21 protein-coding genes, 2 tRNA genes and 3 rRNA genes are annotated in these 26,585 nt (G+C 37.2%); 10 read left to right on the top strand and 16 right to left on the bottom strand.

Features of this window, described 5'->3' with window-relative positions; all coding sequences use genetic code 11:
- Positions 1-11: 11 nt before the first annotated feature.
- The 4 genes from VIX88_RS10995 to VIX88_RS10980 all read left to right on the top strand — a co-directional run bounded on the left by VIX88_RS10995 (position 12) and on the right by VIX88_RS10980 (position 2,429).
- A complete protein-coding gene (locus tag VIX88_RS10995; protein ID WP_154212631.1) occupies positions 12-1,022 on the top strand; it encodes an NAD-dependent epimerase/dehydratase family protein in 1,011 nt (336 codons plus the stop codon).
- 10 nt (positions 1,023-1,032) lie between these two features.
- Positions 1,033-1,578: a hypothetical protein gene (locus VIX88_RS10990; protein WP_064971279.1), complete on the top strand. Its 546-nt coding sequence runs from the start codon at positions 1,033-1,035 to the stop codon at positions 1,576-1,578.
- A gap of 102 nt (positions 1,579-1,680) precedes the next feature.
- A complete protein-coding gene (locus VIX88_RS10985) occupies positions 1,681-2,271 on the top strand; it encodes a DUF3575 domain-containing protein (protein WP_127919840.1) in 591 nt (196 codons plus the stop codon).
- Positions 2,202-2,429: a hypothetical protein gene (locus tag VIX88_RS10980; protein WP_127919839.1), complete on the top strand. Its 228-nt coding sequence runs from the start codon at positions 2,202-2,204 to the stop codon at positions 2,427-2,429. Before VIX88_RS10985 ends, VIX88_RS10980 begins: the two co-directional genes overlap by 70 nt.
- 155 nt (positions 2,430-2,584) lie before the next feature.
- Here the strand turns inward: VIX88_RS10980 and VIX88_RS10975 are convergent, their stop codons facing one another.
- Positions 2,585-3,463 (bottom strand): IS982-like element ISRa1 family transposase, encoded by an 879-nt coding sequence (locus VIX88_RS10975; protein WP_214193991.1) that lies wholly within the window; start codon positions 3,461-3,463, stop codon positions 2,585-2,587.
- A 611-nt stretch (positions 3,464-4,074) separates the two neighbouring features.
- On the opposite strand from VIX88_RS10975, the gene VIX88_RS10970 reads away from it, so the two are divergent.
- From VIX88_RS10970 to VIX88_RS10950, 5 genes are all read left to right on the top strand, one after another.
- The gene (locus tag VIX88_RS10970) at positions 4,075-5,238 is read left to right on the top strand and encodes a homogentisate 1,2-dioxygenase (protein WP_109475480.1); all 1,164 of its coding nucleotides are present in this window, start codon (positions 4,075-4,077) and stop codon (positions 5,236-5,238) included.
- 28 nt (positions 5,239-5,266) lie between these two features.
- A complete protein-coding gene (locus VIX88_RS10965) occupies positions 5,267-6,547 on the top strand; it encodes an acetyl-CoA hydrolase/transferase family protein (RefSeq protein ID WP_064971140.1) in 1,281 nt (426 codons plus the stop codon).
- A gap of 163 nt (positions 6,548-6,710) precedes the next feature.
- Positions 6,711-8,159: an asparagine--tRNA ligase gene (gene asnS, locus VIX88_RS10960; RefSeq protein WP_052910182.1), complete on the top strand. Its 1,449-nt coding sequence runs from the start codon at positions 6,711-6,713 to the stop codon at positions 8,157-8,159.
- Between the two features lie 2 nt (positions 8,160-8,161).
- The gene (rpoN, locus tag VIX88_RS10955) at positions 8,162-9,631 is read left to right on the top strand and encodes an RNA polymerase factor sigma-54 (RefSeq protein WP_064971138.1); all 1,470 of its coding nucleotides are present in this window, start codon (positions 8,162-8,164) and stop codon (positions 9,629-9,631) included.
- 249 nt (positions 9,632-9,880) lie between these two features.
- Positions 9,881-11,998, top strand: coding sequence for a TonB-dependent receptor (locus VIX88_RS10950; protein ID WP_214193874.1), 2,118 nt, complete (start codon positions 9,881-9,883; stop codon positions 11,996-11,998).
- A 279-nt stretch (positions 11,999-12,277) separates the two neighbouring features.
- Here the strand turns inward: VIX88_RS10950 and rrf are convergent.
- The 5 genes from rrf to VIX88_RS10925 all read right to left on the bottom strand — a co-directional run bounded on the left by rrf (position 12,278) and on the right by VIX88_RS10925 (position 17,283).
- A 5S ribosomal RNA gene (gene rrf, locus VIX88_RS10945) occupies positions 12,278-12,385 on the bottom strand.
- A 109-nt stretch (positions 12,386-12,494) separates the two neighbouring features.
- Positions 12,495-15,244 (bottom strand): 23S ribosomal RNA (locus tag VIX88_RS10940).
- Between the two features lie 161 nt (positions 15,245-15,405).
- Positions 15,406-15,479 (bottom strand) — tRNA-Ala (locus VIX88_RS10935).
- A 16-nt stretch (positions 15,480-15,495) separates the two neighbouring features.
- Positions 15,496-15,569, bottom strand: a tRNA-Ile gene (locus VIX88_RS10930).
- A gap of 197 nt (positions 15,570-15,766) precedes the next feature.
- Positions 15,767-17,283: ribosomal RNA gene (locus tag VIX88_RS10925) — 16S ribosomal RNA — on the bottom strand.
- The 16S, 23S and 5S rRNA genes sit together here with 2 tRNA genes alongside, the layout of an rRNA operon.
- A 553-nt stretch (positions 17,284-17,836) precedes the next feature.
- Between VIX88_RS10925 and VIX88_RS10920 the strand changes: the two genes are divergently transcribed.
- A complete protein-coding gene (locus VIX88_RS10920) occupies positions 17,837-18,715 on the top strand; it encodes an IS982-like element ISRa1 family transposase (protein WP_127919813.1) in 879 nt (292 codons plus the stop codon).
- 470 nt (positions 18,716-19,185) lie between these two features.
- Here VIX88_RS10920 and VIX88_RS10915 read toward each other — a convergent pair whose 3' ends face one another.
- The 10 genes from VIX88_RS10915 to VIX88_RS10870 form a co-directional block, all read right to left on the bottom strand.
- Positions 19,186-19,506, bottom strand: a complete 321-nt coding sequence (locus tag VIX88_RS10915; RefSeq protein WP_064969630.1) for a VanZ family protein — start codon at positions 19,504-19,506, stop codon at positions 19,186-19,188.
- A gap of 28 nt (positions 19,507-19,534) precedes the next feature.
- The gene (gcvH, locus tag VIX88_RS10910) at positions 19,535-19,912 is read right to left on the bottom strand and encodes a glycine cleavage system protein GcvH (protein WP_004916832.1); all 378 of its coding nucleotides are present in this window, start codon (positions 19,910-19,912) and stop codon (positions 19,535-19,537) included.
- A gap of 108 nt (positions 19,913-20,020) precedes the next feature.
- Positions 20,021-20,383, bottom strand: coding sequence for a dihydroneopterin aldolase (gene folB / locus VIX88_RS10905; RefSeq protein ID WP_064969632.1), 363 nt, complete (start codon positions 20,381-20,383; stop codon positions 20,021-20,023).
- An 8-nt stretch (positions 20,384-20,391) separates the two neighbouring features.
- Entirely contained in the window at positions 20,392-20,841 is a 450-nt protein-coding gene (locus VIX88_RS10900) for a quinolinate synthase NadA (RefSeq protein ID WP_064969634.1), read from the bottom strand.
- Positions 20,841-21,401: a guanylate kinase gene (gene gmk, locus VIX88_RS10895; RefSeq protein WP_064969636.1), complete on the bottom strand. Its 561-nt coding sequence runs from the start codon at positions 21,399-21,401 to the stop codon at positions 20,841-20,843. The genes VIX88_RS10900 and gmk overlap by 1 nt, the downstream gene beginning before the upstream one ends.
- Before the next feature lie 22 nt (positions 21,402-21,423).
- Positions 21,424-22,272 carry a YicC/YloC family endoribonuclease gene (locus tag VIX88_RS10890; RefSeq protein ID WP_079208543.1) on the bottom strand — a complete coding sequence of 283 codons (849 nt, stop codon included), beginning with the start codon at positions 22,270-22,272 and terminating at the stop codon, positions 21,424-21,426.
- Between the two features lie 47 nt (positions 22,273-22,319).
- Positions 22,320-23,120, bottom strand: a complete 801-nt coding sequence (locus VIX88_RS10885) for an enoyl-CoA hydratase/isomerase family protein (RefSeq protein ID WP_064970838.1) — start codon at positions 23,118-23,120, stop codon at positions 22,320-22,322.
- A gap of 104 nt (positions 23,121-23,224) precedes the next feature.
- Positions 23,225-23,875: a uracil phosphoribosyltransferase gene (upp, locus tag VIX88_RS10880; RefSeq protein ID WP_064970840.1), complete on the bottom strand. Its 651-nt coding sequence runs from the start codon at positions 23,873-23,875 to the stop codon at positions 23,225-23,227.
- Between the two features lie 144 nt (positions 23,876-24,019).
- Positions 24,020-24,589, bottom strand: a complete 570-nt coding sequence (locus VIX88_RS10875; protein ID WP_064969643.1) for a hypothetical protein — start codon at positions 24,587-24,589, stop codon at positions 24,020-24,022.
- Positions 24,590-24,646: 57 nt separating this feature from the next.
- Positions 24,647-26,524 (bottom strand): ABC-F family ATP-binding cassette domain-containing protein, encoded by a 1,878-nt coding sequence (locus VIX88_RS10870; protein WP_064969645.1) that lies wholly within the window; start codon positions 26,522-26,524, stop codon positions 24,647-24,649.
- Between the last annotated feature and the right edge of the window lie 61 nt (positions 26,525-26,585).

Raw genomic sequence — 26,585 nt, 5'->3', positions numbered from 1 at the left:
TATAGGAAATTATGGTATTAGTTACAGGAGCGACGGGGATTTTGGGAAGTCTTATTGTTCTAAAACTTCTTCAGCAAGGGCAAGAGGTTCGTGCTACTAAACGTTGTGGTTCTCAAATAGAAAAACTGAAAGATATTTTTTCTTTTTATACGGATAAAGCAGATTATTATTATCAAAAAATAGAGTGGGTAGAGGTAGATTTTGAGGATTTAGATTCTTTAAGAGTGGCTTTAGAAGGTGTTAAGCAAGTCTATCATGCCGCTGCAAAGGTAAGTTTTCATCCTAGAGATAAAAAGTTTATGTATAAGACTAATATACAGGGGACTAAAAATCTTCTTTACATTGCTGAAGAAAAAACAGTAGAGCAATTTTTATATGTGAGTTCCATCGCTGTTCTAGACGCTGCCAATGAGTTTGAAGCCATTGATGAAGAGTCTAATTTTAATCCTAAATTGGCTCATTCTAGCTATGCTATTTCTAAGCATTTTTCGGAGATGGAAGTTTGGCGTGTTTCTGCAGAAGGTATGAATGTGGTGGTTATAAATCCAGGAGTTATCATAGGTTCTGGAAATTGGGAGCAGAGTAGTGGCGTTTTGTTTGATAATATTAAAAAATTACCCTTTAGCTTTAAGGGGAATACTGGCTATGTAGATGTAAGAGATGTTGCCGATGTTGCCATAAAACTTCTTGCGGAAGAAACTAAAGCATTAGGGCAGAGATTTATACTTATTTCCGAAAATAAAACTTACATTGAAGTTGCTAATTTAGTTCGTAAAAGGTTAGGTTTGTCTTCGGCTAAAATATTCCCATCTTATTTGTGGCGTTTAGGGTGCTTTCTATCTAAAATTATAGGATGGGCTTTGCCAGTATTGAAATTGTTTAATAAAGCTAATACTGATGCCTTAAACTCAAAAACGCTTATTTCTAACGAAAAGATAAAAAATCTTCTTCAATATGAATTTATTTCTGTTGAGGATAGTATAAATTTTCATTTAAAAAATTGGATTAAGAGTAGGAAATAATAATATCACTATGGAAATCAGAAATTTATTAAGAGTTATTTTTAGAGTATTTGGATTGTACTCTGTTGTGAACTTATCGTTTAATTTCTTTCCTCAGTCAATCAATTATCTGATAAATGCTGATATTTTCTTTCCTTTTGATGTAGAAAATGGAATTATACAAACTTGGATTTATTTGTTTATCACTTTAGTTTTTACTGTTTTAGTATTCTATTTTTTAATTATCAACCCAGATTTAATTATAAAAAGATTTAAGCCTTCAAAATTTCTTGATGAAAAAATAGATTTTGGCAATCTTAACTCCGAAAATCTTTTACAAATAGCAATTCTTTCAATTGGGATACTGGTTTTGTTTAACTCACTTCCAGAATTGATAAATAAATTATTTATTTTTCTAAAACTTAAAAATATGGATAGAAATATAAATGATGATTTAACAACAATAGGAATGAATTCTGAAATAATAGTTGAGTCTATCAAAACTTTACTTGGTTTTGTATTTGTAATTTTTCAAAATAAAATAGGAAGAATTTTATATAAGCAAAACGTAGAATAAAAAGTTACAATTAAACATATTGGAGACTTTATGATGATTCTTATTTTTCGTTTCTGCAAGTTTGGTTAACTTGATAGTCAATAACTTAATTATTATATAACTATGAAAAAACTATTTATGTTATCCACTTTGGTGGCGGGTTCGGTTATGTTTTCACAAGAAAATGTGGTTAAAACGGAGGAAGCTCCTACCACAGAAAAAATGAATATTTTGAAAACCAATGTTACGGGCTTATTGTTTAGGAATTTTAATATTACTTATGAGCGTTCTATAAACAAGTGGTTTTCGGTTGCTGGAGGACTTAATCTTGTGCCAAAAGGAAGTGTGCCCTACGCTAGACAATTTAATCTAGATGAGTCTATAAATGATGCTAAAATGTCTACTACGGCGTTTACTTTAGAGGGGAGATTTTATCTAGGTAAAGGTTATGGTAAAGGGGTTTACTTAGCACCATATTATAGATACACTAATGTTAATGTAAGTAATATTACAGTAAATATTGAAGATCAAAATAATCAAAACATACCTGTAAATGTTCAGGGGAAGATGAATGCTCATTCTGCTGGATTGATGATAGGAACTCAGTGGTTCTTAGGTAAAAAGAAAGATTGGGTGTTAGATTGGTGGATTATTGGAGCTCACACTATGGAGCTTCTAGAGGAGATTTACAAGGGTTTACTAATAGAACGCTAAATGAGCAAGAGCAAGCAGAATTAAAGAAAGAGTTGAGTGGCTTAGATGTACCTTTAGTTGATTATAGTGTAACTACCAATGCTAATGGGGCTAATGTTAAAGTAAATGGACCATGGGCAGGTGTTAGAGGAGGAATATCAATAGGGTATAGATTTTAAGGTTTGGAATTTTTTAGTTGTAGATTTATAAATGGTGCTATTCAGCACCATTTATTGTTAAATACTGGAGAAAATTTTATTAAGATTTATTTTAAAGCTGCCTGTTTTTGGCGGTCTATAAGTTTACTTTTGCATTAGTAAACTCGTTGTGCATTTTAAATAATACTGATTTTTAGATGATTTAATTTTCTTTGGAAGATAAATTTATTGATATATTGAATAACCGTTGCGGCGGTTATTTTACTGATTATCCTTGTTTTAAAGCCTTCAAAAGTTTTAGCATAGTTTCTTTTAATCATAAATTGGTCGCAAAGTTGAGAGAAAAATGTCTCAATTCGTTTTCGCTTTTTCTTGTACAATGAAAATTGAGGAATATAATCTTTCTGATTACTTCTCATTGGTGTATCTAATTTAATATTAGCATAGTTAAATAAATCTATTTGAACTTTTGCTGATAAATAGCCTCTATCTCCAATTAAAGTACAGTTTCGCATTTGCTCACCACTATCTTTTAAATAGTGGATGTCGTGAACGGATGCAGGGCTTATATCAAAATTCTTAATCACACCATTTAAAGAACATACTGCGTGTAGTTTATAGCCATAGAAATATAATTTCTGTGAAGCACAATAACCATATGTTGGTGAAGAATAGGATTGCTCTTTACAAATTTTTGAACGAGTAGAACGAGCGTTTTCACAAACTTTCATTGGCATGCTATCAACGATAAAAATATCTTCAAACTCATTGAACTCCATCGAAATACGCTGTCTAATTTGCTCTGTTTGTAGGGATAGTCTTCGTTTTCGCTTATTGTAAACACTTCTTTCAATTTTGTTTATCAGAGAGTTTGGCAATTTTCTAAAGAACTGTAATTCGCTATCAATACTCAAGTATTCAGCAGTAATATTAAGACTTATGACTTCTAAATCGCTCATTTTAGGTGTTCTTCTCTGATAACTAATCAGTTGATTTTCTGAAAAAAGTCCTAAAACTTCCAAAATTCTTTCATATATTTGCTCTATGTTGTTCATTTATATCGTTTTATAGCAAAAACAATATACTGATTTTCAGTCTAATAAACAACTCTTGTTTTTTTCATTTCATAATGCACAACGGGTTTAATTACTAAATTATCGTACTACTCTGTTTATATTATTAAAAGCTCCCAATAACAAATTAAACTTATGAGATAATAGGAGCTTATGAAAACAAAACTTAAAGTGTGCTAAACTAAACGCAAAAAGCCCCCAACGAAAGTTGGTGGAATAACATTTATTAGACAGTAATAAAAATCTAAAGAATTTGTTAAATAGTCGGACGCATACCCACGAAACTATCTGTGTGTGTGTGTGTGTGTGTGTGTGTGTGTGTGTGTGTGTGTGTGTGTGTGTGTGTGTGTGTGTGTTTATACAATTATCTGAAACTACCAAATAATTGGAGTACTTTTTTACACTTGTCTGTATGTTACTGATATTGCGTGTCATAAAACTAGGGCAAACTTATAACCTTTTGCAGAAGTGTGCAAGTTTTTACAAAAGTTTTTGGTCTTAGCCTAAACCCCTTCCCTTATTTTGCCACTTAAAAACCCACTAGGTTTCGGTATTTTTGCGTATTTTTGGAGTAAATTCTGAAAACAGTAGAAATGAGATACATCCAACTAGGAGACATTCCACAAAAAAGACACACCGTCTTTAAATCTAAAGAAGGGCAGTTCTATTACGAACAGCTTTTTGGTACAGAAGGATTTCATGGGATTGCTTCTTTATTATACCATATCCACAGACCCACTCAAATTAAATCTATAGGAGCTCCTAAAGATGTATCGCCCAAAATAGCGGTAGAGAAAAACATTACCCCTAGAATGTTTAAGGGTATGAATGTAACTCCCGAAAAAGATTTCCTAGACAGTAGAAAGGTATTACTCCTTAATAACGACCTTAAAATGGGACTTGCCAAGCCCCTGCAGTCTATGGACTATTTCTACAAAAATGCAGAGTGCGATGAGCTGTTGTTTGTGCATCAAGGTAAAGGGGTTCTTAAAACCTTTGTAGGGAATTTAGATTTTTCCGTAGGCGACTACCTTATTATTCCTAGAGGGACGATTTACCAAATCTCTTTTGAAACAGAAGACACGGTACTTTTCTTTTTAGAAAGCCACTCCCCTATCTATACGCCTAAACGCTACCGCAATGAATTTGGGCAGTTGCTAGAGCATTCGCCGTTCTGCGAGAGGGACATCATTGCCCCTACTTTTGTGCCACCTATAGATGAGAAGGGAGACTTCCTTATTAAAGTAAAGAAAGAAAATCACATTACCGATTTTATCTATGCCACACACCCATTTGATGTGGTAGGTTGGGACGGCTATTTTTATCCGTATAAGTTCAACATCAAAAACTTTGAACCTATCACAGGGCGTATCCACCAACCGCCACCAGTACATCAGAATTTTGAGGGACATAATTTTGTGGTTTGCTCTTTTGTGGCAAGGCTTTACGACTACCACCCTGACGCTATACCTGCTCCTTACAACCACTCTAACATCGATAGCGATGAGGTACTCTTCTACACCGAAGGCGATTTTATGAGTAGAAACCATATTGATTTAATGGATTTCACCCTACACCCAGGCGGTATAGTACATGGGCCTCACCCTGGAGCTATGGAGCGAAGCATCGGTAAAAAATCCACTGAAGAGTACGCTGTGATGGTAGACCCATTCCGTCCGCTAAAGATTACAGAGGAAGCTATTAAAGTAGAAGACACCAGCTACAAAACCAGTTGGCTAGAAGATGAAAATAACTAAAGTTTAAACTAAAAAAATATAATATACAATGCATCATTATGTATCAGCCGAAGAGGCAATATCTATCGTTAAAAGTGGCGACCGTGTATTTTTGCACGGTAGTGCCTGTACACCTAATGTACTTATAGATGAAATGGCAAGACAAGCCGATAGGCTTAGAAATGTAGAGGTGGTTTCCATCACCCAACAAGGGAATATGGAGATTGCAAAGCCACAGTACAAAGACAGCTTCTACATTAAGTCTTTATTTGTATCTACGCCAGTAAGAGAAGCAGTAAACTGCGGGAGAGGAGATTTCGTTCCTGTGTTCTTGAGTGAAATTCCATTGTTATTCAAAAATAAAGTGCTTCCGCTAGATGTGGCTATCGTTACGGTATCGCCTCCTGATGTACATGGCTACTGTACTTTAGGAACTTCTATAGATGTGGCTAGAAGTGCCGTAGATAGTGCGAAAAGCATTATTGCGGTAGTAAACCCTAAAATGCCAAGAACCCACGGAGATGGTATGATACATGTACAAAGAATAGACAAAATGATTTGGCACGAAGAGGAGCTTTTAACCATAGACTATGGCTCTAAAGTAACCGATGTAGAACGCCAAATAGGAAAGAATGTTGCCGAGCTTATAGACGACAGATCTACCCTACAAATGGGGATAGGTACTATCCCAGATGCGGTATTACAGTGCCTTACCAACCATAAAGATTTAGGGATACATACAGAAATGTTAAGTGATGGGGTGATAGATTTAATTAAGAATGATGTCATCAATAACAAATACAAAGGAGCTCACGAGAACCGCACCATTACAAGTTTCTGTTTCGGTACTAAAAGATTGTATGACTTCATCAATGACAACCCGTCTATTGCGTTCTTAGATGTATTAAAGGTAAACCACCCTATCGAAATTATGAAGAACCAAAAAATGACGGCGATTAACTCTGCCATAGAGGTTGATTTAACAGGACAAGTTTGTGCTGACTCTATCGGGACTTACCAGTTCAGTGGTATTGGTGGACAGATGGACTTTATGAGAGGAGCCGCTCTAAGTGAGGGTGGCAAGCCTATCATCGCCATTTCTTCTCGTACTAAAAAAGGTGTTCCGAGAATTGTTCCTCTACTAAAACCAGGGGCTGGTGTGGTAACTACAAGAGGGCATATCCACTATGTGATTACAGAATACGGCACAGCGTACCTTTACGGAAAGAGCCTTAGAGAAAGAGCTAAAGCGCTTATAGAAATAGCTCACCCTGATGATAGAGAAATGCTAGATAAAGCGGCATTTGAAAGATTCAAAGTAGAGTTGTAATAAACTCCGTTAAAAACGATACCAAAGCCTTCCTCACAAGACAAAGGAAGGCTTTTTGTTATGAAAGCATTACCCCAATTTTCTAAATGGAGATTTGTCATTTTTAAACCCTCCTAGAATGAAACCTTTTTTTTATCTTTGCACCTAAACAGCATATTATACAATGGAAAAACAAACTATAAAAGATATTTTATCAAACTATAAAACGATTCTTCATCACGACATTACCATAGAAGGTTGGGTAAGAGCATTCCGTTCAAACAGGTTTATTGCACTTAATGACGGTTCTACGCTTAACAACCTCCAAATCGTAGTAGATTTTGAGAAATTTGATGATGAGATTATTAAAAATATCCACACCGCTTCATCGCTTAAAGTAACAGGCGAAGTGGTGGAAAGCCAAGGGGCTGGGCAGTCAGTAGAGATTATTGCTAAAAAAATAGAATTACTAGGAGAAAACCTATCCGAAGAATTACAATCTACCATACTTCAGCCTAAAAGACACACTCTAGAAAAGCTAAGAGAACAAGCACACCTTCGTTTCAGAACTAATCTGTTTGGTGCGGTGTTCCGTGTGAGAAGTGCCGTGAGTTTTGCCATTCACCAATTCTTTAACCAAAACCAGTTTTTCTACATCAATACGCCTATCATTACAGGGGCTGATGCCGAAGGTGCTGGAGAAATGTTTGGAGTGAGCAACTTTGACCTTAATAAGGTTCCTAAAAACGAAGACGGAGAGGTAGATTATACACAAGATTTCTTTGGTAAGAAAACGAATCTTACCGTATCTGGACAGCTAGAAGCCGAGACTGCAGCAATGGGGCTTGGGAGAGTCTATACTTTTGGACCTACATTCCGTGCAGAAAACTCTAATACTACAAGACACTTAGCCGAATTCTGGATGGTAGAGCCTGAAGTGGCTTTCAATAATTTAGAAGACAACATAGATTTAGCAGAATCTTTCTTAAAGTATGTTATCCAGTATGTACTAGACCATTGTAAAGATGATTTAGAGCTACTAGACAAACGCTTTGCTGAAGAGCAAAAACAAAAACCTGAAAAGGATAGAGCGAAAGAAGGTCTAATAGAAAAACTAGAAAATGTAGTGAAAAAACGCTTTAAGCGTGTAAGCTATACAGAAGCAATAGAAATACTACTCAACTCTAAAGAAAATAAAAAAGGGAAGTTCCAGTTCCCTGTGGAAAAATGGGGAGCAGACCTCCAGTCGGAGCACGAGCGTTATCTCGTAGAGAAACATTTTGAATGTCCTGTAGTCTTATTTGATTATCCTAAAGAAATCAAAGCCTTTTATATGCGTCTTAACGAAGACCAAAAAACAGTGGCGGCAATGGACGTGCTTTTCCCTGGTATTGGAGAAATCATTGGAGGGTCACAGAGAGAAGAGCGTCTAGAAGTTCTAAAGCAAAAAATGGCAGATATGAATGTAGATGAACACGAATTATGGTGGTATCTAGATACCAGAAAATTCGGTTCTGTACCTCACGCTGGGTTTGGTTTAGGACTAGAAAGATTGGTGCTATTTGTAACTGGAATGACGAACATTCGTGATGTAATCCCATTCCCTAGAACACCTAAAAACGCTGAATTTTAATCATGCTAAAGCAAAATTTACAACTCAAACTAGGGCAGAAACTAGCGCCTCAACAAATACAGCTGATGAAACTGATACAGCTGCACACTCTTGATTTTGAAGAAGAGTTAGAAAGAGAACTAGAGGAAAACCCTGCCTTGGAAAAGGTAGAAGAAGAAGCCGATTATGGTGAAGAATACTCAGAGTTAGACAAACTGAACGATGAAGATTCTGATAGCATAGAAACAGATTTTGATGTAAATGAATACTTGTTTGATGATGAACCGTCTTACAAAACAGCGTCTAGCAACTACTCTCCTGACGATGAAGAGTTTGACCAACAAAGTGTACTCACCGAAGGACAAACCATCTATGACTATCTGATAGAACAAATCAGGCTAAGACATATCTCTGGAGAAGAGTTGGTAATAGCCGAATATCTTATTGGGAACTTAGATAATGATGGATATATTCGTAGAGAGCTTAAAGCTATCGTAGATGATTTAGCCTTCTCGCAAGGAATCTATACCACGGAAGAAAGAGTAGAAGAAATCCTCCTTAACAGAGTACAAAAACTTGACCCTCCAGGGGTAGGTGCTAGAGATTTACAAGAATGTTTGCTATTACAAATCCGTTCTAAACTGCAAACAGCACCTAACAAAAACACAGAACTCGCAGAGGAAATTCTTAAAACTCAGTTTGAAGCACTTACGAATAAGCATTACAAAAAAATAATGCAGAGGCTAGACTGCTCAGAGGAAGAGTTAAAAGAGGCTTTAGACGAAATAAGTAATCTTTCGCCTCGTTTGGGTGGTAACTTTGATACGCAAACCATTACCATCAACCAAGAGATTATCCCTGATTTTACCATTCAGGTTAAAGATAATAAGGTAACGCCTCTGCTCAATAGCAAAAATGCACCACAACTAAGGGTTTCTAGTGAGTATCGTGATATTTTAGATACTTATTCTCACGATAAAGAGTCTAAAGACCATAAACAAGCGGCACTATTCATCAAACAAAAATTAGATGCAGCTAAGTGGTACATAGATGCCATCAACCAAAGACAAAATACTTTAATGCAAACCATTTCTGCTATTGTAAAACTACAACACGAGTATTTCTTAACGGGTGATGACAAATCCTTAAAACCAATGATTTTAAAAGATGTTGCAGACATTACAGGGTTTGACATTTCTACCATTTCTAGAGTAGTCAAGAGTAAATATGCAGATACGCCAAACGGCATTGTACTACTTAAAGATTTGTTCTCTGACAGCCTAACCAACGAAGATGGTGAGGAAGTTTCTACCAAAGAAATTAAAACGTTCTTACAAGAAGTAGTAGATAACGAGAACAAAAGAAAACCCTATACTGATGATGCTTTAGTTAAAATTCTTAAAGACAAAGGCTACAACATTGCTAGAAGAACCATAGCCAAATACAGAGACCAGCTAAATATCCCTGTAGCAAGATTAAGAAAAGAACTATAAACCACATACAATCATCCTCTTAGCATACCACTAAGAGGATTTTTATTATGTATCCAATAGTTTATATTTTTTTGCTTATATTCGCAACCGAAAATAAAGGGGTGCTGTAATAGGCTGAGATTATACCCAATGAACCTAGAACAGGTAATGCTGTTTAGGGAAATTTCTCCCACGATTTGGGAGTATCGTATAATTATTATAACCTCTTTTATTCCAACTAAATTTTAAACTCAAAAAATTTAATTAAGAATGAAAGGATTTGTTTTTTATGGACTTTTAGCAAGTTCCGTAGTTGGGGCACAACAAACCCCAAAAGACTCTACAAAGACCACAGAAGTGGCAGAAGTAACTTTTACCAAAAGGCTTCCTATTTCCAAAGACATCATCAATGTAGAAAAAGAACTAGGTGCTAAAAACTTGGGACAAGATTTACCTATTTTATTAAAGAATCAAATGTCTGTAGTTTCTACCTCCGATGCAGGTAATGGTGTAGGCTATACAGGTTTTAGAATTAGAGGTACAGCAGGCACTTCTGTAAATGTGATGATGAACGGCGTCCCATACAACGATTCTGAATCTCAAGGAACTTTTTTCGTTAATGTTCCAGACCTTACCAGCTCAGCCTCACAAATTGTGATACAAAGAGGTGTTGGTACTTCTTCGAACGGTGCGGCGGCATTTGGAGCTAGTGTTAATATTATTTCAAGAGAGCCAGAAGAGCATTTTTATCTTCGTTCAGACAACAGCTATGGCTCATTTAACACCTACAAATATTCAGCAGAAATAGGCTCTGGCAAATTTTGGAATAACAGGCTTTCCGTTATGGGGAGATATACCACGATACATTCGGACGGTTACATAGACCGAGCATTTTCAGACTTAAGTTCTTATAATTTCACAGCTCTTTTTGAAGAAGGAAAAACTAGATTAAGGCTTAAGATGTTTGGTGGAAAAGAACAAACTTATCATGCATGGAATGGCATCAATGCGAAGACGATGCAAGAAAACCGAAAGTATAATCCCTCTGGAGCCATATATAATAAAGATTGGAGTCAAATAATAGGATACTATGATAATGAAACCGACAACTACCAACAAAACCACTACCAATTACTTTGGCAACAGAAACTTAATTCTAATTGGAATTTAGAAACCACACTCCACTACACTAAAGGAGCAGGCTATTACGAAAATTATAGACAAGACAATAAATTCTCTAGGTATAACCTTCCTAACATTTCCATCAACGGCAATGAAATCAGCCGAACCGATTTCATCAGAAAAAAATGGCTAGATAACGATTTTTATGGTATTGTATCTAATCTTTACGGTTCATTAGATAACCTAGACTTAAACTTCGGGTTGGTAGGAAATCAATACTACGGTTGGCACTTTGGTAATGTTACAGGCATACAATTTACCAATATACACGAACACGAATATTACCGCAATCGTTCCTTGAAAAACGAAGTTTCAGGATTTGCTAAAGCCATTTTAAAACTCAATCAGTGGGAGATATTTGGAGATTTACAACTAAGAAATATTGAGTATGATACCAAAATCCTCACAGGGGAAGAAGAAGGATTAAACTTTAATAAAAACTGGTTGTTCTTCAATCCAAAAGCAGGAATCAACTATCGTATTCCGAAAGGAAAAGTATTTCTTTCCTATGCCGTTGCCAATAGAGAGCCTAACAGAGCGGCACTTGTAAATAATCCTCAAACCGTATCAGAACGCCTCAATGACTGGGAATTTGGTATTGAGAAGCAATGGGGTAGTTTTTCCCTCACCACCAATGCCTACTATATGCTTTATAAAAACCAGTTGGTACTTTCGGGGCTCATCAATGATGTAGGTGCATTTATTCCACAGAATGTAAAAGATAGCTATCGTTTAGGTTTAGAAATAGGCACTTCCACTCGAATTACAGAACAGCTCCACTTAACCGCTAATGCAACTATAAGTAGAAATAAAATTAAAGAACTAGACTCACAAAACGAAAAAGGAGAAAAAGTAGTTTTAAAAGACACAGATATTTCATTCTCTCCTAATATTATGGGAAATATCAGCTTAAATTACCAACTTAGTCCACAGTTTTTAATAGGACTTACTCAGCAATATATAGGGAAACAGTACCTAGATAATACTCAAAACAAAAATTATAGTTTATCTGATTATTACTTAGCTGATATAAACGCTAAATATAACTTAAAACTCAACAGAACCAATATAGATTTTAGCTTACTCGTAAATAACTTATTTAATAGAAAATACGCTAACAATGGTTATGTTTGGGCACCAGATGCTTACTTCTTCCCTCAAGCAGGCACTAACTTTATGTTCGGAATGAGCATTAAATTTCAGTAAGATTCCATAATCAGCTAACAACTAACGACTCACTCTATCATTCTATATGTGGAGTGAGTTTTTTTTTGGGCGTATCCCTTAGCAATTCTAAAGCCCTAGCAAGGGTCGGTCTACGGGCAGTCGCTATCTTAAAAAGCCCACGCCTATCCCTTACTCTTTTGTAAGATGAGCTTCAACAATGCCCTTCGCCCTTACGCAACTAAATCCTACACATAATCATCAATACCCTAAAACAAAAAAAGCCTCTAGCAGTGTTGCTAGAGGCTTTTCAAAAATAAAAACTGGCGGCGACCTACTCTCCCACTTTCGTAGTACCATCGGCGCTGGTGGGCTTAACTTCTGTGTTCGGAATGGGAACAGGTGAGCCCCACCGCTAAAACCACCCTAAAGTTCTTTATATAAAAATTAGTGTGTCCTAATTCTTTTTATCGGTAATTTTCATCACAAAGACAAAACCTTGCTCGCACTTATAAGGCTTTTTTAACATAACCCATTAGGCTATAAATCTACGGGTAATTAGTACTACTCGGCTATGCTGTTACCAACTTTACACCTGTAGCCTATCAACGTGGTCATCTCCCACGACCCTTAAAAGATGTCTCATCTTGAGGCAGGTTTCGCACTTATATGCCTTCAGTGCTTATCCTTACCAAACTTAGCTACTCTGCGGTGCGCCTGGCGGCACAACAGATACACCAGAGGTTTGTTCAAATCGGTCCTCTCGTACTAGATTCAAGCCCTCTCAAACATCTAACGCCCGCAATAGATAGAGACCGAACTGTCTCACGACGTTCTGAACCCAGCTCGCGTGCCACTTTAATGGGCGAACAGCCCAACCCTTGGGACCTTCTCCAGCCCCAGGATGTGACGAGCCGACATCGAGGTGCCGAACCTCCCCGTCGATGTGAGCTCTTGGGGGAGACTAGCCTGTTATCCCCGGAGTACCTTTTATCCTATGAGCGATGGCCCTTCCATACGGAACCACCGGATCACTATGTCCTGCTTTCGCACCTGATCGACTTGTAGGTCTCACAGTCAAGCACCCTTATGCCATTACACTCTACGCACGGTTACCAAGCGTGCTGAGGGTACCTTTGAAAGCCTCCGTTACTCTTTTGGAGGCGACCACCCCAGTCAAACTACCCACCACGCAATGTCCTCGTTTCCGAGTTAGGCTCTAAGTAAACAAAGGGTGGTATTTCAACAACGGCTCCACCAACACTAGCGTGCCAGATTCACAGCCTCCCACCTATCCTACACATTGTTTACTCAAAGTCAATACGAAGTTATAGTAAAGGTTCACAGGGTCTTTTCGTCCCATTGCGGGTAATCGGCATCTTCACCGATACTACAATTTCACCGAGCTCGTGGCTGAGACAGTGCCCAGATCGTTACACCATTCGTGCAGGTCGGAACTTACCCGACAAGGAATTTCGCTACCTTAGGACCGTTATAGTTACGGCCGCCGTTTACTGGGGCTTCAGTTAATGCCTTCGCTTACGCTAAGCACCTTCCTTAACCTTCCAGCACCGGGCAGGTGTCAGACCCTATACAGCATCTTTCGATTTAGCAGAGTCCTGTGTTTTTGATAAACAGTCGCCTGGGCCTCTTCACTGCGGCCAACATTTCTGTTGGCGTCTCTTCTTCCGAAGTTACGAGACTATTTTGCCTAGTTCCTTAGCCACGACTCACTCGAGCACCTTAGGATTCTCTCCTCGACTACCTGTGTCGGTTTTGGTACGGGTTGCTTCACTTCGGCTTTTCTTGGAACTGCTTTCCCTACAACAACTTCGCCCGTAGGCTAGGTCTCAACTATTCCGTCAGTCTTCAGTAAGTACGGCAATCCGTCCCCTTTTTAGTGTGAGCAAGTATGGGAATATTAACCCATTGTCCATCCACTTCCCCTTTCGGGTACGCGTTAGGTCCCGACTAACCCTCAGCTGATTAGCATGGCTGAGGAAACCTTAGTCTTTCGGTGAGGGGGGTTCTCGCCCCCTTTATCGTTACTTATGCCTACATTTTCTTTTCTATAAGCTCCACAATACCTCGCGATACTGCTTCTGCGCCGATAGAATGCTCTCCTACCGATGTATTAATACATCCCATAGCTTCGGTAATATGCTTATGCCCGATTATTATCCATGCCGGACCGCTCGACTAGTGAGCTGTTACGCACTCTTTAAATGAATGGCTGCTTCCAAGCCAACATCCTAGCTGTCAATGCAGTCCAACCGCGTTATTTCAACTTAGCATATATTTAGGGACCTTAGCTGTTGGTCCGGGTTCTTTCCCTCTCGGACATGGACCTTAGCACCCATGCCCTCACTGCTGATGAACATTTATTAGCATTCGGAGTTTGTCAGGAATTGGTAGGCGGTGAAACCCCCGCATCCAATCAGTAGCTCTACCTCTAATAAACTTAACATCAACGCTGCACCTAAATGCATTTCGGAGAGTACGAGCTATCTCCCAGTTTGATTGGCCTTTCACCCCTACCCACAGGTCATCCGAAGACTTTTCAACGTCAACCGGTTCGGTCCTCCACTTTGTGTTACCAAAGCTTCAACCTGCCCATGGGTAGATCACAAGGTTTCGCGTCTAATCCTACTAACTATTCGCCCTATTCAGACTCGCTTTCGCTTCGGCTCCGTAACTTAATTACTTAACCTCGCTAGTAAAATTAACTCGTAGGCTCATTATGCAAAAGGCACGCCGTCACAGCAATAAGCTGCTCCGACCGCTTGTAGGCGTACGGTTTCAGGTTCTCTTTCACCCTTCTATTCGAAGTGCTTTTCACCTTTCCTTCACAGTACTTGTTCACTATCGGTCTTTCAGGAGTATTTAGCCTTGGAGGATGGTCCCCCCATATTCAGACAGGATTTCACGTGTCCCGCCCTACTCTTGTATCACTTATGTATGCCTTTCATGTACGGGGCTATCACCCTCTATGGCCACTCTTTCCAAAGTGTTCTATTAAACATATAAAAGCTTTTGGGCTAATCCGCTTTCGCTCGCCACTACTTACGGAATCTCTTCGATTTCTTTTCCTCCGGGTACTTAGATGTTTCAGTTCTCCGGGTTTGCTCTGCTTACGCAGTAATACATCTTCAATGTATTGGGTTGCCCCATTCGGATATCTACGGATCTATTCGTGTGTGCCAATCCCCGTAGCTTTTCGCAGCTTACCACGTCCTTCGTCGCCTCTGAAAGCCTAGGCATCCGCCATACGCCCTTAACGATTTCTTTCCTAATATTTTTGGTTACTCAAGCACTTATAAGTGCTCGGTTTTCTCTTTGTGATGTCTTTTACCGTTAATGTCAATGTGCTTTACGCTCGCTAAATATTTAATGAACTGATGTTGTATTTGGCCCCATCCGTCACTTTTAAATTAAATATCTAACCCTTGTGGAGAATAAGGGAGTCGAACCCTTGACCTCCTGCGTGCAAGGCAGGCGCTCTAGCCAGCTGAGCTAATTCCCCCTCTTTTTATAATTAGTAGTCTCGGGCAGGCTCGAACTGCCGACCTCTACATTATCAGTGTAGCGCTCTAACCAGCTGAGCTACGAGACTGTCTTAGATGTCAGAGTTTAGATTGTTAGAATTTAGACTTGCATCCTTTTTCTAACTTCCAACTTCTAGTTTCTAATCTCTTTCTTATCCCTGATACTAATCTTAGGGGTTATTTCTTTATATACCAACCAGTAAAAAAACCAAAGCTACTTTAAGTAAGCTCTCTTATTTTTGTTTATACTCCAAATGAGTCTCTAAAATGAGATGTTCCAGCCGCACCTTCCGGTACGGCTACCTTGTTACGACTTAGCCCTAGTTACTAGTTTTACCCTAGGCAGCTCCTGTTACGGTCACCGACTTCAGGTACCCCCAGCTTCCATGGCTTGACGGGCGGTGTGTACAAGGCCCGGGAACGTATTCACCGCGCCATGGCTGATGCGCGATTACTAGCGATTCCAGCTTCATAGAGTCGAGTTGCAGACTCCAATCCGAACTGAGACCGGCTTTCGAGATTTGCATCACTTCGCAGTGTAGCTGCCCTCTGTACCGGCCATTGTATCACGTGTGTGGCCCAAGGCGTAAGGGCCGTGATGATTTGACGTCATCCCCACCTTCCTCGCTACTTGCGTAGGCAGTCTCACTAGAGTCCCCAACTTAATGATGGCAACTAGTGACAGGGGTTGCGCTCGTTGCAGGACTTAACCTAACACCTCACGGCACGAGCTGACGACAACCATGCAGCACCTTGAAAATTGTCCGAAGAAAACCGTATTTCTACAGTTGTCAATTCCCATTTAAGCCTTGGTAAGGTTCCTCGCGTATCATCGAATTAAACCACATGATCCACCGCTTGTGCGGGCCCCCGTCAATTCCTTTGAGTTTCAACCTTGCGGTCGTACTCCCCAGGTGGCTAACTTATCACTTTCGCTTAGTCTCTGAACCCTAAAGCCCAAAAACGAGTTAGCATCGTTTACGGCGTGGACTACCAGGGTATCTAATCCTGTTCGCTCCCCACGCTTTCGTCCCTCAGCGTCAGTTATAACTTGGTAACCTGCCTTCGCAATCGGTGTTCTGAGTAATATCTATGCATTTCACCGCTACACTACTCATTCCAGCTACCTCAACTATACTCAAGACTAGCAGTATCAACGGCAGTTCTACAGTTAAGCTGTAGGCTTTCACCACTGACTTACTAGCCCGCCTGCGGACCCTTTAAACCCAATAAATCCGGATAACGCTTGCACCCTCCGTATTACCGCGGCTGCTGGCACGGAGTTAGCCGGTGCTTATTCGTACAGTACCTTCAGCTACCCTCACGAGGGTAGGTTTATCCCTGTACAAAAGAAGTTTACAACCCATAGGGCCGTCGTCCTTCACGCGGGATGGCTGGATCAGGCTTGCACCCATTGTCCAATATTCCTCACTGCTGCCTCCCGTAGGAGTCTGGTCCGTGTCTCAGTACCAGTGTGGGGGATCACCCTCTCAGGCCCCCTAAAGATCATTGACTTGGTGAGCCGTTACCTCACCAACTATCTAATCTTGCGCGTGCCCATCTCTATCCGCCGGAGCTTTCAATACTAATTGATGCCAATCAGTATATTATGAGGTATTAATCTCCCTTTCGAAAGGCTATCCCTCAGATAAAGGCAGGTTGCACACGTGTTCCGCACCCGTACGCCGCTCTCAAGTATCCGAAGATACTCTACCGCTCGGCTTGCATGTGTTAGGCCTCCCGCTAGCGTTCATCCTGAGCCAGGATCAAACTCTCCATTGTATGTTTTTCCCGTCTCACTCAAAGTTTTGTTACGCTTTGGTTTTTTCCTTACTTGGTTGTTATAGTATCTTTCAATGTCCTCTATTCTTCTCGCTAAATCTCTCACCGATTTTCTCAGTTCCGATTTGCGAGCGCAAAAGTAAAAAGTTTTTTTTAATTGACCAAATGTTTTTGAAAAAATTTTAAATATTTTTTCTCAACACCGATAAACACCCCCTCGCAATACTCCTCCTTATTCTTAAGGCTTATTACTACTAAGCATTTAAACTAATCAATCCACTCCTACTCTCTCATATCGAGGCTGCAAAAATATAAATTCTTTGTCATTAACTCCAAATGTTTTATAACATTTTTTTATCCATCATATATAATCGACTGATTTGCAAAATGAAAAAAAATTGAACATAATCTAGATATATATTCTACCTTATAATATGTGACAATTTTTAGATTATGTCTAAAACTAACCCGTTGTGCATTATGAAATGAAAAAAACAAGAGTTGTTTATTAGACTGAAAATAAGTATATTGTTTTTGCTATAAAACGATATAAATGAACAACTTAGAGCAAATATATGAAAGAATTTTGGAAGTTTTAGGACTTTTTTCAGAAAATCAACTGATTAGTTATCAGAGAAGAACACCTAAAATGAGCGATTTAGAAGTCATAAGTCTTAATATTACTGCTGAATACTTGAGTATTGATAGCGAATTACAGTTATTTAGAAAATTGCCAAACTCTCTGATAAACAAAATTGAAAGAAGTGTTTACAATAAGCGAAAACGAAGACTATCCCTACAAACAGAGCAAATTAGACAGCGTATTTCGATGGAGTTCAATGAGTTTGAAGATATTTTTATCGTTGATAGCATGCCAATGAAAGTTTGTGAAAACGCTCGTTCTACTCGTTCAAAAATTTGTAAAGAGCAATCCTATTCTTCACCAACATATGGTTATTGTGCTTCACAGAAATTATATTTCTATGGCTATAAACTACACGCAGTATGTTCTTTAAATGGTGTGATTAAGAATTTTGATATAAGCCCTGCATCCGTTCACGACATCCACTATTTAAAAGATAGTGGTGAGCAAATGCGAAACTGTACTTTAATTGGAGATAGAGGCTATTTATCAGCAAAAGTTCAAATAGATTTATTTAACTATGCTAATATTAAATTAGATACACCAATGAGAAGTAATCAGAAAGATTATATTCCTCAATTTTCATTGTACAAGAAAAAGCGAAAACGAATTGAGACATTTTTCTCTCAACTTTGCGACCAATTTATGATTAAAAGAAACTATGCTAAAACTTTTGAAGGCTTTAAAACAAGGATAATCAGTAAAATAACCGCCGCAACGGTTATTCAATATATCAATAAATTTATCTTCCAAAGAAAATTAAATCATCTAAAAATCAGTATTATTTAAAATGCACAACGAGTTGCCATAATCTTATTTTTTTATTGGTTTTGATGAAAACAAAAAGGACACAGCACTTGCTTTTGTCCATATTATTCGGTTGGGTTCTGGTAAACCTGAGATGAAAATAGGAAAAAACAGCCTGCGTCCCTGTGAAAGGGAGCAACCATGCCTTTGCCCATTATACTTCATCTCTTTGTTTAAATGTACCAGATTTAACCGAATGAAATAATGGTAAGCATCTTATGCTCTATATGTCGTTTTAATTATTATCTTTTCATAATTATCTTATGTTTGCACAAAGATAATATTTATTATTAAACAGACCTATATACGCAGGCTAAAATCCTATATATCTGCAATATTACTACTTTATATCGTCAAAATATGTCGTTTTGTTTTTTATTTTAACGTTCAAAAAAAGCCCGATGACCACCTCACCGAGCTTAAAGAATTTCTCTATTTATTATTTTAAAATTTTACTTTCTTGTAGCTTTAGTATATATATAATAAGCTAGCACCAAGCCTATAGTATCTGCTAAAAGGTCTAGCCACTCAGCAGAACGCCCAAGTGCCATAACTTGCTGAAAAATTTCTGTAAGAATAGCGTAAGCAACAAGGATAAAATAGTAGGCATAAACACTAGCTTTGGGATATGCCCAACGAAATAGAAAGCCTAACACGAAAAATATACTAAAATGAACTACTTTATCTATCCCTTGAAATAGGAACCAATAGTCTTTATGCTCTCCAACAGGTTTGAGAAGAACATAAGTAAGTAATGCCCAATAAATGGGCATTACTATTTTTATAATATGGTGGTATTTTTTAACCAATGACTTCTTGATATTGTTCAGAAGATAATAATTCTGATTGGTCTACGCCTTCTGCAATTTCTAGTTTTATAATCCAACCTTTTCCGTAAGGGTCTGTGTTTACCAATTCTGGCTCATCTTCTAACGCTTCGTTGAACTCCACTACTTTTCCTGCTAATGGTAAGTAAAGGTCTGAAACAGTTTTAACCGCTTCTACGCTACCGAAGACCTCACCTGAATTCAAAGTTTCATCTACAGTATCTACATCTACGAAAACAATATCCCCTAGCTCAGACTGTGCAAAATCTGTAATGCCGACTGTAGCTATGTTACCTTCAATTTTTACCCATTCGTGGTCTTTAGTGTACTTTAGTTCTGCTGGTGTATTCATTTTGTATATTTTATTTTTCTTCAAAAATAACTTAATTATATTATATGTTCAAAATTTTATGGAGTTTTTCAAACAAAGTATTTTAATCCTATGATTTAAAGAACTTTATTATTTATTATCTTTCTCTAATACCACACTAGCCCCTTGAACTTCTCCTCTCATAGGTGGTGCTTGCTTGGTAATTTTAACCTTAATATGCGTAATCTGAGGATATTTAGCCAAAATAGTTTTAATAATTCGTCCTGCCACATGCTCCAACAATTTGGAGTTAACATTCATCTCCTGATGTACTATATCATTAAGCTCCGCATAGCTGATGGTATCTTCCAAATTATCTGTTTGAGCCGCACTCCATAAATCCACATCACACTCCAAATTAACTAAGTAGTAAGTACCTACAATATTTTCTTCTGGCAAGACCCCATGGTAGGCATAGATTTTAATATCCTCTAAAATAATTTTTGACCTCATAAAATATTTTATTTTTGATAATCTACCAAAAGAGAATCGTCTTCTAATTCCACAATTGGATATTCATACTTAAGACTAAGGTAAACCTCTCTTAGAATATCATAAAAATCTTCTTCCGAAGTATCTTTACTCACTTCCTTAGGAATCCAAAAAGTAGTATTTGGGAATAGACCTTTAAGAACCCCTGCTTGGAACATCGTCCCTGAAAATAGAACTTTTGTCCATTTTCTTTCTTCTATTTTTTTTGCTATTTCTAAAAGATTGCCCGAAGCGTCTGATACTTTTTTTAAAAATACTACCCCGTATAAACTATGAGCTAATATTGGGATTTGTTTTTCCTGTTTCAGCCTCAATATTTCTTCTTCTAAACGGTCGTCTGCTGGCATCTGAAACTCTTGATATTTAAAAAAATCTGGAACTGGTAGATTAGTCTTGGTATTTTTTTTATTTTCTTCCATTAGTTTAAAAATTGATGAATCACTTGTTCTACTTCTTTCTGAGCTACGGATAAATCATCGTTAATGATAATTTTGTCAAATTTATCTTGATAAGAAAGTTCTTCCGCAGCTTTATCTACTCTGATTTTAATAGTTGCCTCATCATCAGTTCCTCTAGAAATAAGTCTGTTTTTTAGCTCCTCAATACTTGGCGGTGCAATGAATATAGAAAGAGCTTTTTCTCCAAAAATATTTTTAAGATTAACACCTCCCACTACATCTACATCAAAAATAACTGTTTTGCCCGATTTCCAAATACGCTCTACTTCCGATTTTAATGTGCCATAAAATTTATCCGTATAGACTTCTTCGTACTCCACAAAAGCCTCTTCTGAAATCAGTTGTTTAAACTTTTCTAAACTTAAAAAATGATAATCTTTACCATCTTGCTCTGCACCTCTCGGCTGTCTTGTCGTAGCAGATATAGAAAACTCCAAATTGGAAAATTTCTCTAAACAATACTTTACCAATGTGGTTTTACCACTCCCCGATGGTGCCGAAAATATAATAACTTTATCCAATGTTTTACCTTTTTATTATCGTTTACAATACATTAAGCGTTTGCTCTTTAATTTTTTCCAAATCGTCTTTCATCAATACTACCAATTTCTGAATTTCTGCGTGGTTAGCTTTAGAACCTAATGTATTGATTTCTCGCCCTATCTCCTGGGCTATAAAACCTAATTTCTTACCATTAAATTCATCTTGAAGCATCGTATCTTGATAGTATTTAAGATGCTGAGCCAACCTTACTTTTTCTTCTGAAACATCTAACTTTTCGGTATAATAAGCCATCTCTTGGTAGAATCTAGTCTCGTCTACATTCTCAAAATCTTGCAACGCTTTCTGATATTTTTCTTTAATACCAACCAATCGTTCTGCCTCAAATGGTGTTACTTTTTCTAAATTCAGACCAATATTGGTAATATTTTTTTGTAATTCTTCTTGCAAAGACTGTCCTTCGGTTTTTCTAAATTCTGTAAAGTTATTGATGGCTTCTAACAACAATTGTTCTATAAAAACCCATTCTTCATCCGAAATTTCCTCCGTATTGTAAGTTGTAGCATCAGGCAACCTCATCACCATTTTTAGAAGTTCAAAGTCTGGCGTATCTTCTGAAACAATCTCTTTAAATTGAGTAATATAATTTTGAATTATCTCTTTATTTAGTACCAATTGGCTCTCTTGAACCAAGCTTTCTATACTAATGCAACAATCAACCTTCCCTCTCAAAATGGTTTCCGAAATTATCTTTTTAATCAGAAATTCTTTTCCTCTATATATCGAGGGCATTCTAAGACTAATATCTAACCCTTTACTATTAACAGATTTAATATCTATACTTATTTTTTTATTCTCAAAAGTACCTTCGGCTCTCCCAAAGCCTGTCATAGATAATACCATATACTTATAAAAGATGAATTGAAAAATTTTAATGCTTACTTACCTTTATACTGAGGTTTTCTTTTTTCTAAAAAAGCGGCTATCCCCTCTTGAAAATCCCAAGTTTCTGCAGCATCTTGCTGGAGAATACTCTCCAAATCTAACTGCTCCGATAGACTATTCTGATAAGATTTATTAAAGGCTTTTTTTGTAAGCCCCAATGCTACAGTAGGTTGATGAGTAATATGTTCTAGGACTTGTAAAGATTGTTCCGAAAAAGTAACATCTGAAAAAACATCTGCCACCAAACCTCTTTCTAAAGACTCTTTAGCTGATAATTTCTTCCCTGTAAATGCCAAATAACTCGCTAAGGAACGCCCTAAAAGTTTAGGTAAATAATACGTACCCGCTGTATCTGGCACTAGTCCTATATTAGAAAAAGCTAGGGAAAAATACGCTGACTCTGATGCCACTGCAAAATCACAAATAAGAGCCAACATTGCTCCTGCACCAACTGCAGGACCATTAACCAATGCAATTACTGGTTTTTTAGCATAAACAATAGCCTTCACTAACGGATTATAATAATCTATCACAATCCTTTGGATAAAGCGTTCTTCATTGGCTTCTGCTTTATAATCTAAAGCTTCCTTTAAATTCTGACCAGAACAAAACGCCTTACCTTTACCGCTAATTGCAATACAGCGTACACTAGAATCTGCATCACAAGCTTTTATAAAGTGTAATAGCTCTTCTAAAACAACCTTATTAAGACTATTAAACGATTCTGGCTGATTGATATATGCGATTTGAAGCTTTCCTTCAAAATGGTTATCTACATCTATTAATTTGTACATAAAGTAAGTTTATTATTCCCAAAGATAAAAAAACTTCCACATATGAAAAAAGCTCATACACAGAAGTTTTATCAGTTAAGATTTTTAAAAATTTGTAATCAACCCTATCGTTGTAATTTTTCTCCGTAACTTAAATCCCCAGCATCTCCTAATCCTGGAGTAATGTAGCCTTTGTCCGTCAGTTTTTCATCCACTGCACCTACCCAAATATAGGCTTCTGGATATGCTTTTTGAAGAGTTTCTACGCCTTCTTTGCTCGCTATAGCGGCTACTATATGAATTTGTGAAGGATTACCATTAGTAAGTAAATCTTTAATAGCTTCGATTAGCGAAGCTCCTGTAGCTAGCATTGGGTCTGCCACAATAAGTGGTCGCCCCTCAATATTAGGACAAGTAAGATAATCTTGTTTTATACTAAAATAGTCATTAGCATCGTGCTTTCTATACGCTGCTACAAAACCACAATCTGCTTTATCAAAATAATTTAGCACGCCTTGAAACAGAGGCACACCCGCTCTCAAAATAGTTGTAATAACAGGTTGAGTTTCTATTTCTCTTGAAACAATTTTATCTAGTGGTGTGGTAATCTCTACTTCTTTATAAGGTAAATGTTTACTAATTTCAAAAGCGGCTATTTCGCCTACTCTTTCCATATTCCGACGAAACTTCATTCTGTCCGTTTGTACGGAAACATTTCTTAAATCGTTAATCCATTCTGTAACTAATGAAAACTCTTCTGATAATACTGTAAACATCTTATTTCTTACTTTTATTATGATACAAATTTCGGTATTTTTTAACAATAGACCTAGTAAGTTTCTCTATTTTTTATTCAATAATATGAAAAGCGAGAAGATAATAAATATCCTCTCGCTCTATCTTTTAGATTTAGAATTCTACTATTGATCTTTTAAAGCCGCTTTTACTTTAGAAGTTGGTAAGAAAATTTGGAATCCTACATTAAGTCCTAGGTTTCCGTTACCTGCTGTATTACCACCACCTGTTACGGTATCAAATTTTAATAAAGCATCTAAACTTACATTTTTAGTAATAAAATAAGAGTAACCAGCTCCTACACCTAAGTTAACACCATTAGTTGTACTTCCAGCACTGTTATTGATTCCACCGAAACCTACAGTACCTTCTGCGAAGAATCTACCATTTTTAAGTAAGCTTTCAATCTCATTACTTCCGAAGTAATATCTTGTAAATCCACCCAATGTCCAATTAGTGGTAGTACCAGTACCTCCTCCTGCACTAGCAACATCTAAACCTACCTGTGCACCTACAGCCCAATTGTCTTTCACAAAGTAACCCACTTGAGGCGTCAGATTTAAATTTACTCCATTGGTAAATCTCATTTTAGCTACCTGACCACCTACCATCCAGTTTCCTTCTTGAATCTGTGCGTTAGCTGTACCAAACAATCCTGCTGCAAATACCACAGCTCCTAAAAATAATTTTTTCATAAATATAGTTTAAATTAATTTCTTATGCTAAGAGCAATAATTATACCAAAAAACCTCTTATGACAATATTTCTTGTAATTCTAGCCATCTCATCTCCATTCTCTCTAACTCTTTGGCGTTTTTTTCTAACAACTCTGATAGACTAGCCACTTTCTCATAATCTGTCTCTCCATTGAGTTGTGCAAGTATAGTCTCTCTTTCTTCCTCTAGCTTTGGCAATTGTTTTTCTATTTCTTCTAGCTCTCTCTGTTCTTTAAAAGATAGTTTTTTCTTAGGTAAAGGCTCTTTTCTTTCTGTCTGAGGAATTTCCACCTTTTCTTTTTCTTTATTATTTTGTTTTAGCTCTAAATCTTTAGCGGTTCTATATTCCGTAAAGTTGCCTGTAAAATCTCTTACTTTACCATCTCCCTCAAATGCCAAAACATGATCTACCACTCTATCCATAAAGTATCTATCGTGAGATACTATAGCTAATGTACCTTGAAAGTTTTGTAAAAAGTTTTCCAAAACGCTTAAGGTAGGTAAATCCAAATCATTGGTAGGTTCATCAAAAATTAAAAAGTTAGGGTTTTGATACAACACATACATTAAATGTAACCTTCTCTTCTCTCCTCCAGAAAGTTTAGAAATGGGTGAGTACTGAGCTTGGTCATCAAATAAAAATAATCGTAAAAATTGCGACGCAGAAATAGTTCTACCATTGGCTAATGGAAAGTTTTCGGATATTTCTTTAATAAAATCAATTACTCTTTCGTCTTCCTTATAGGTAAGTCCTTTTTGAGAAAAATAACCAAATTTTATGGTTTCTCCTGTTTCTATCTCTCCACTATCATAGTTTTCTAACCCTTGGATAATATTAAGTAATGTGGATTTACCCACTCCATTTTGCCCCACAATCCCTACCTTTTCGCCTCGTTGAAACTGATAAGAAAAATCCCTTAATATCACTTTATCATCATACTTTTTGTTGATATTTCTAAGCTCAAGAATCTTTTTACCCAAGCGTTCCATTTTAAAGTCTAGCTCCAAACTGTCTTTTCGAGTATCTGTCTTAGCGACCTTTTCTGTTTCGTAGAAAGCTTCTATTCTACTTTTAGATTTTGTAGTTCGTGCTTTGGGCTGCCTTCTCATCCATTCCAATTCTTTTCGGTAAAGATTATTGGCTTTATCTATGGTAGATTGCAAGTTTTCTTCCCTAATCATTTTATTTTCTAGATAAGTCGCATAGCTCCCTTGATGTATGTATAGTTGCTGGTCTTCCATCTCCCAAATTATATCGCAAACACTATCTAAAAAGTATCTATCGTGCGTTACTAATAAAAGAGTAATCCTCGCTTTGGAAAGATAATTTTCCAGCCACTCCACCATATCCACATCTAAATGGTTGGTAGGCTCGTCCATAATTAGAAGCGTATGTTTATGTTCAGCCCTAGTTTCTGTAAGCAATTTTGCCAATGCAACTCTCTTTACTTGCCCTCCTGACAATGTTCCCATTTTGGCATTAAGGTCTGTAATTTTGAGCTGAAAGAGGATTTGTTTCATTTCATTTTCTAAATCCCAAGCTTTATGAATTTCCATATCTGCGAGAGCCTTCTCAATAAACGCTGTATCTGTAGATTGTAAAGACAGATGGTAATTTCTAACAGCATTTATAGGGTCTGAATCTAGCTTCATCATAAATTCTTCCACGGTATCCTCCGCATCGAAAGTAATTTCTTGGTCAAAAAGCACCACTTGTATATCTTTATTTACCAATACCGAACCGCTATCTGGAATTTCTTTTCCTAAAATAATTTTTAGAAGGGTAGATTTCCCACTTCCATTTTTGGCAACAATGGCAATTTTATCTCCTTCATTGATGTTAAAAGAAATATCTTGAAATAGAGTTTTAATTCCGTAAGATTTGGTAAGATTTTCAGCAGTGATGTAATTCATTCTCTAGAAAATTGAAATTGAGTGCAAAGATAGCATAAAAAAACCGTTTCAGTCGGGCATT

Source organism: Riemerella anatipestifer (assembly GCF_035666175.1).
In the GTDB taxonomy this organism is placed as follows: Bacteria; Bacteroidota; Bacteroidia; order Flavobacteriales; family Weeksellaceae; genus Riemerella; species Riemerella anatipestifer_D.
This window is presented reverse-complemented; position numbering and strand designations above follow the sequence as displayed.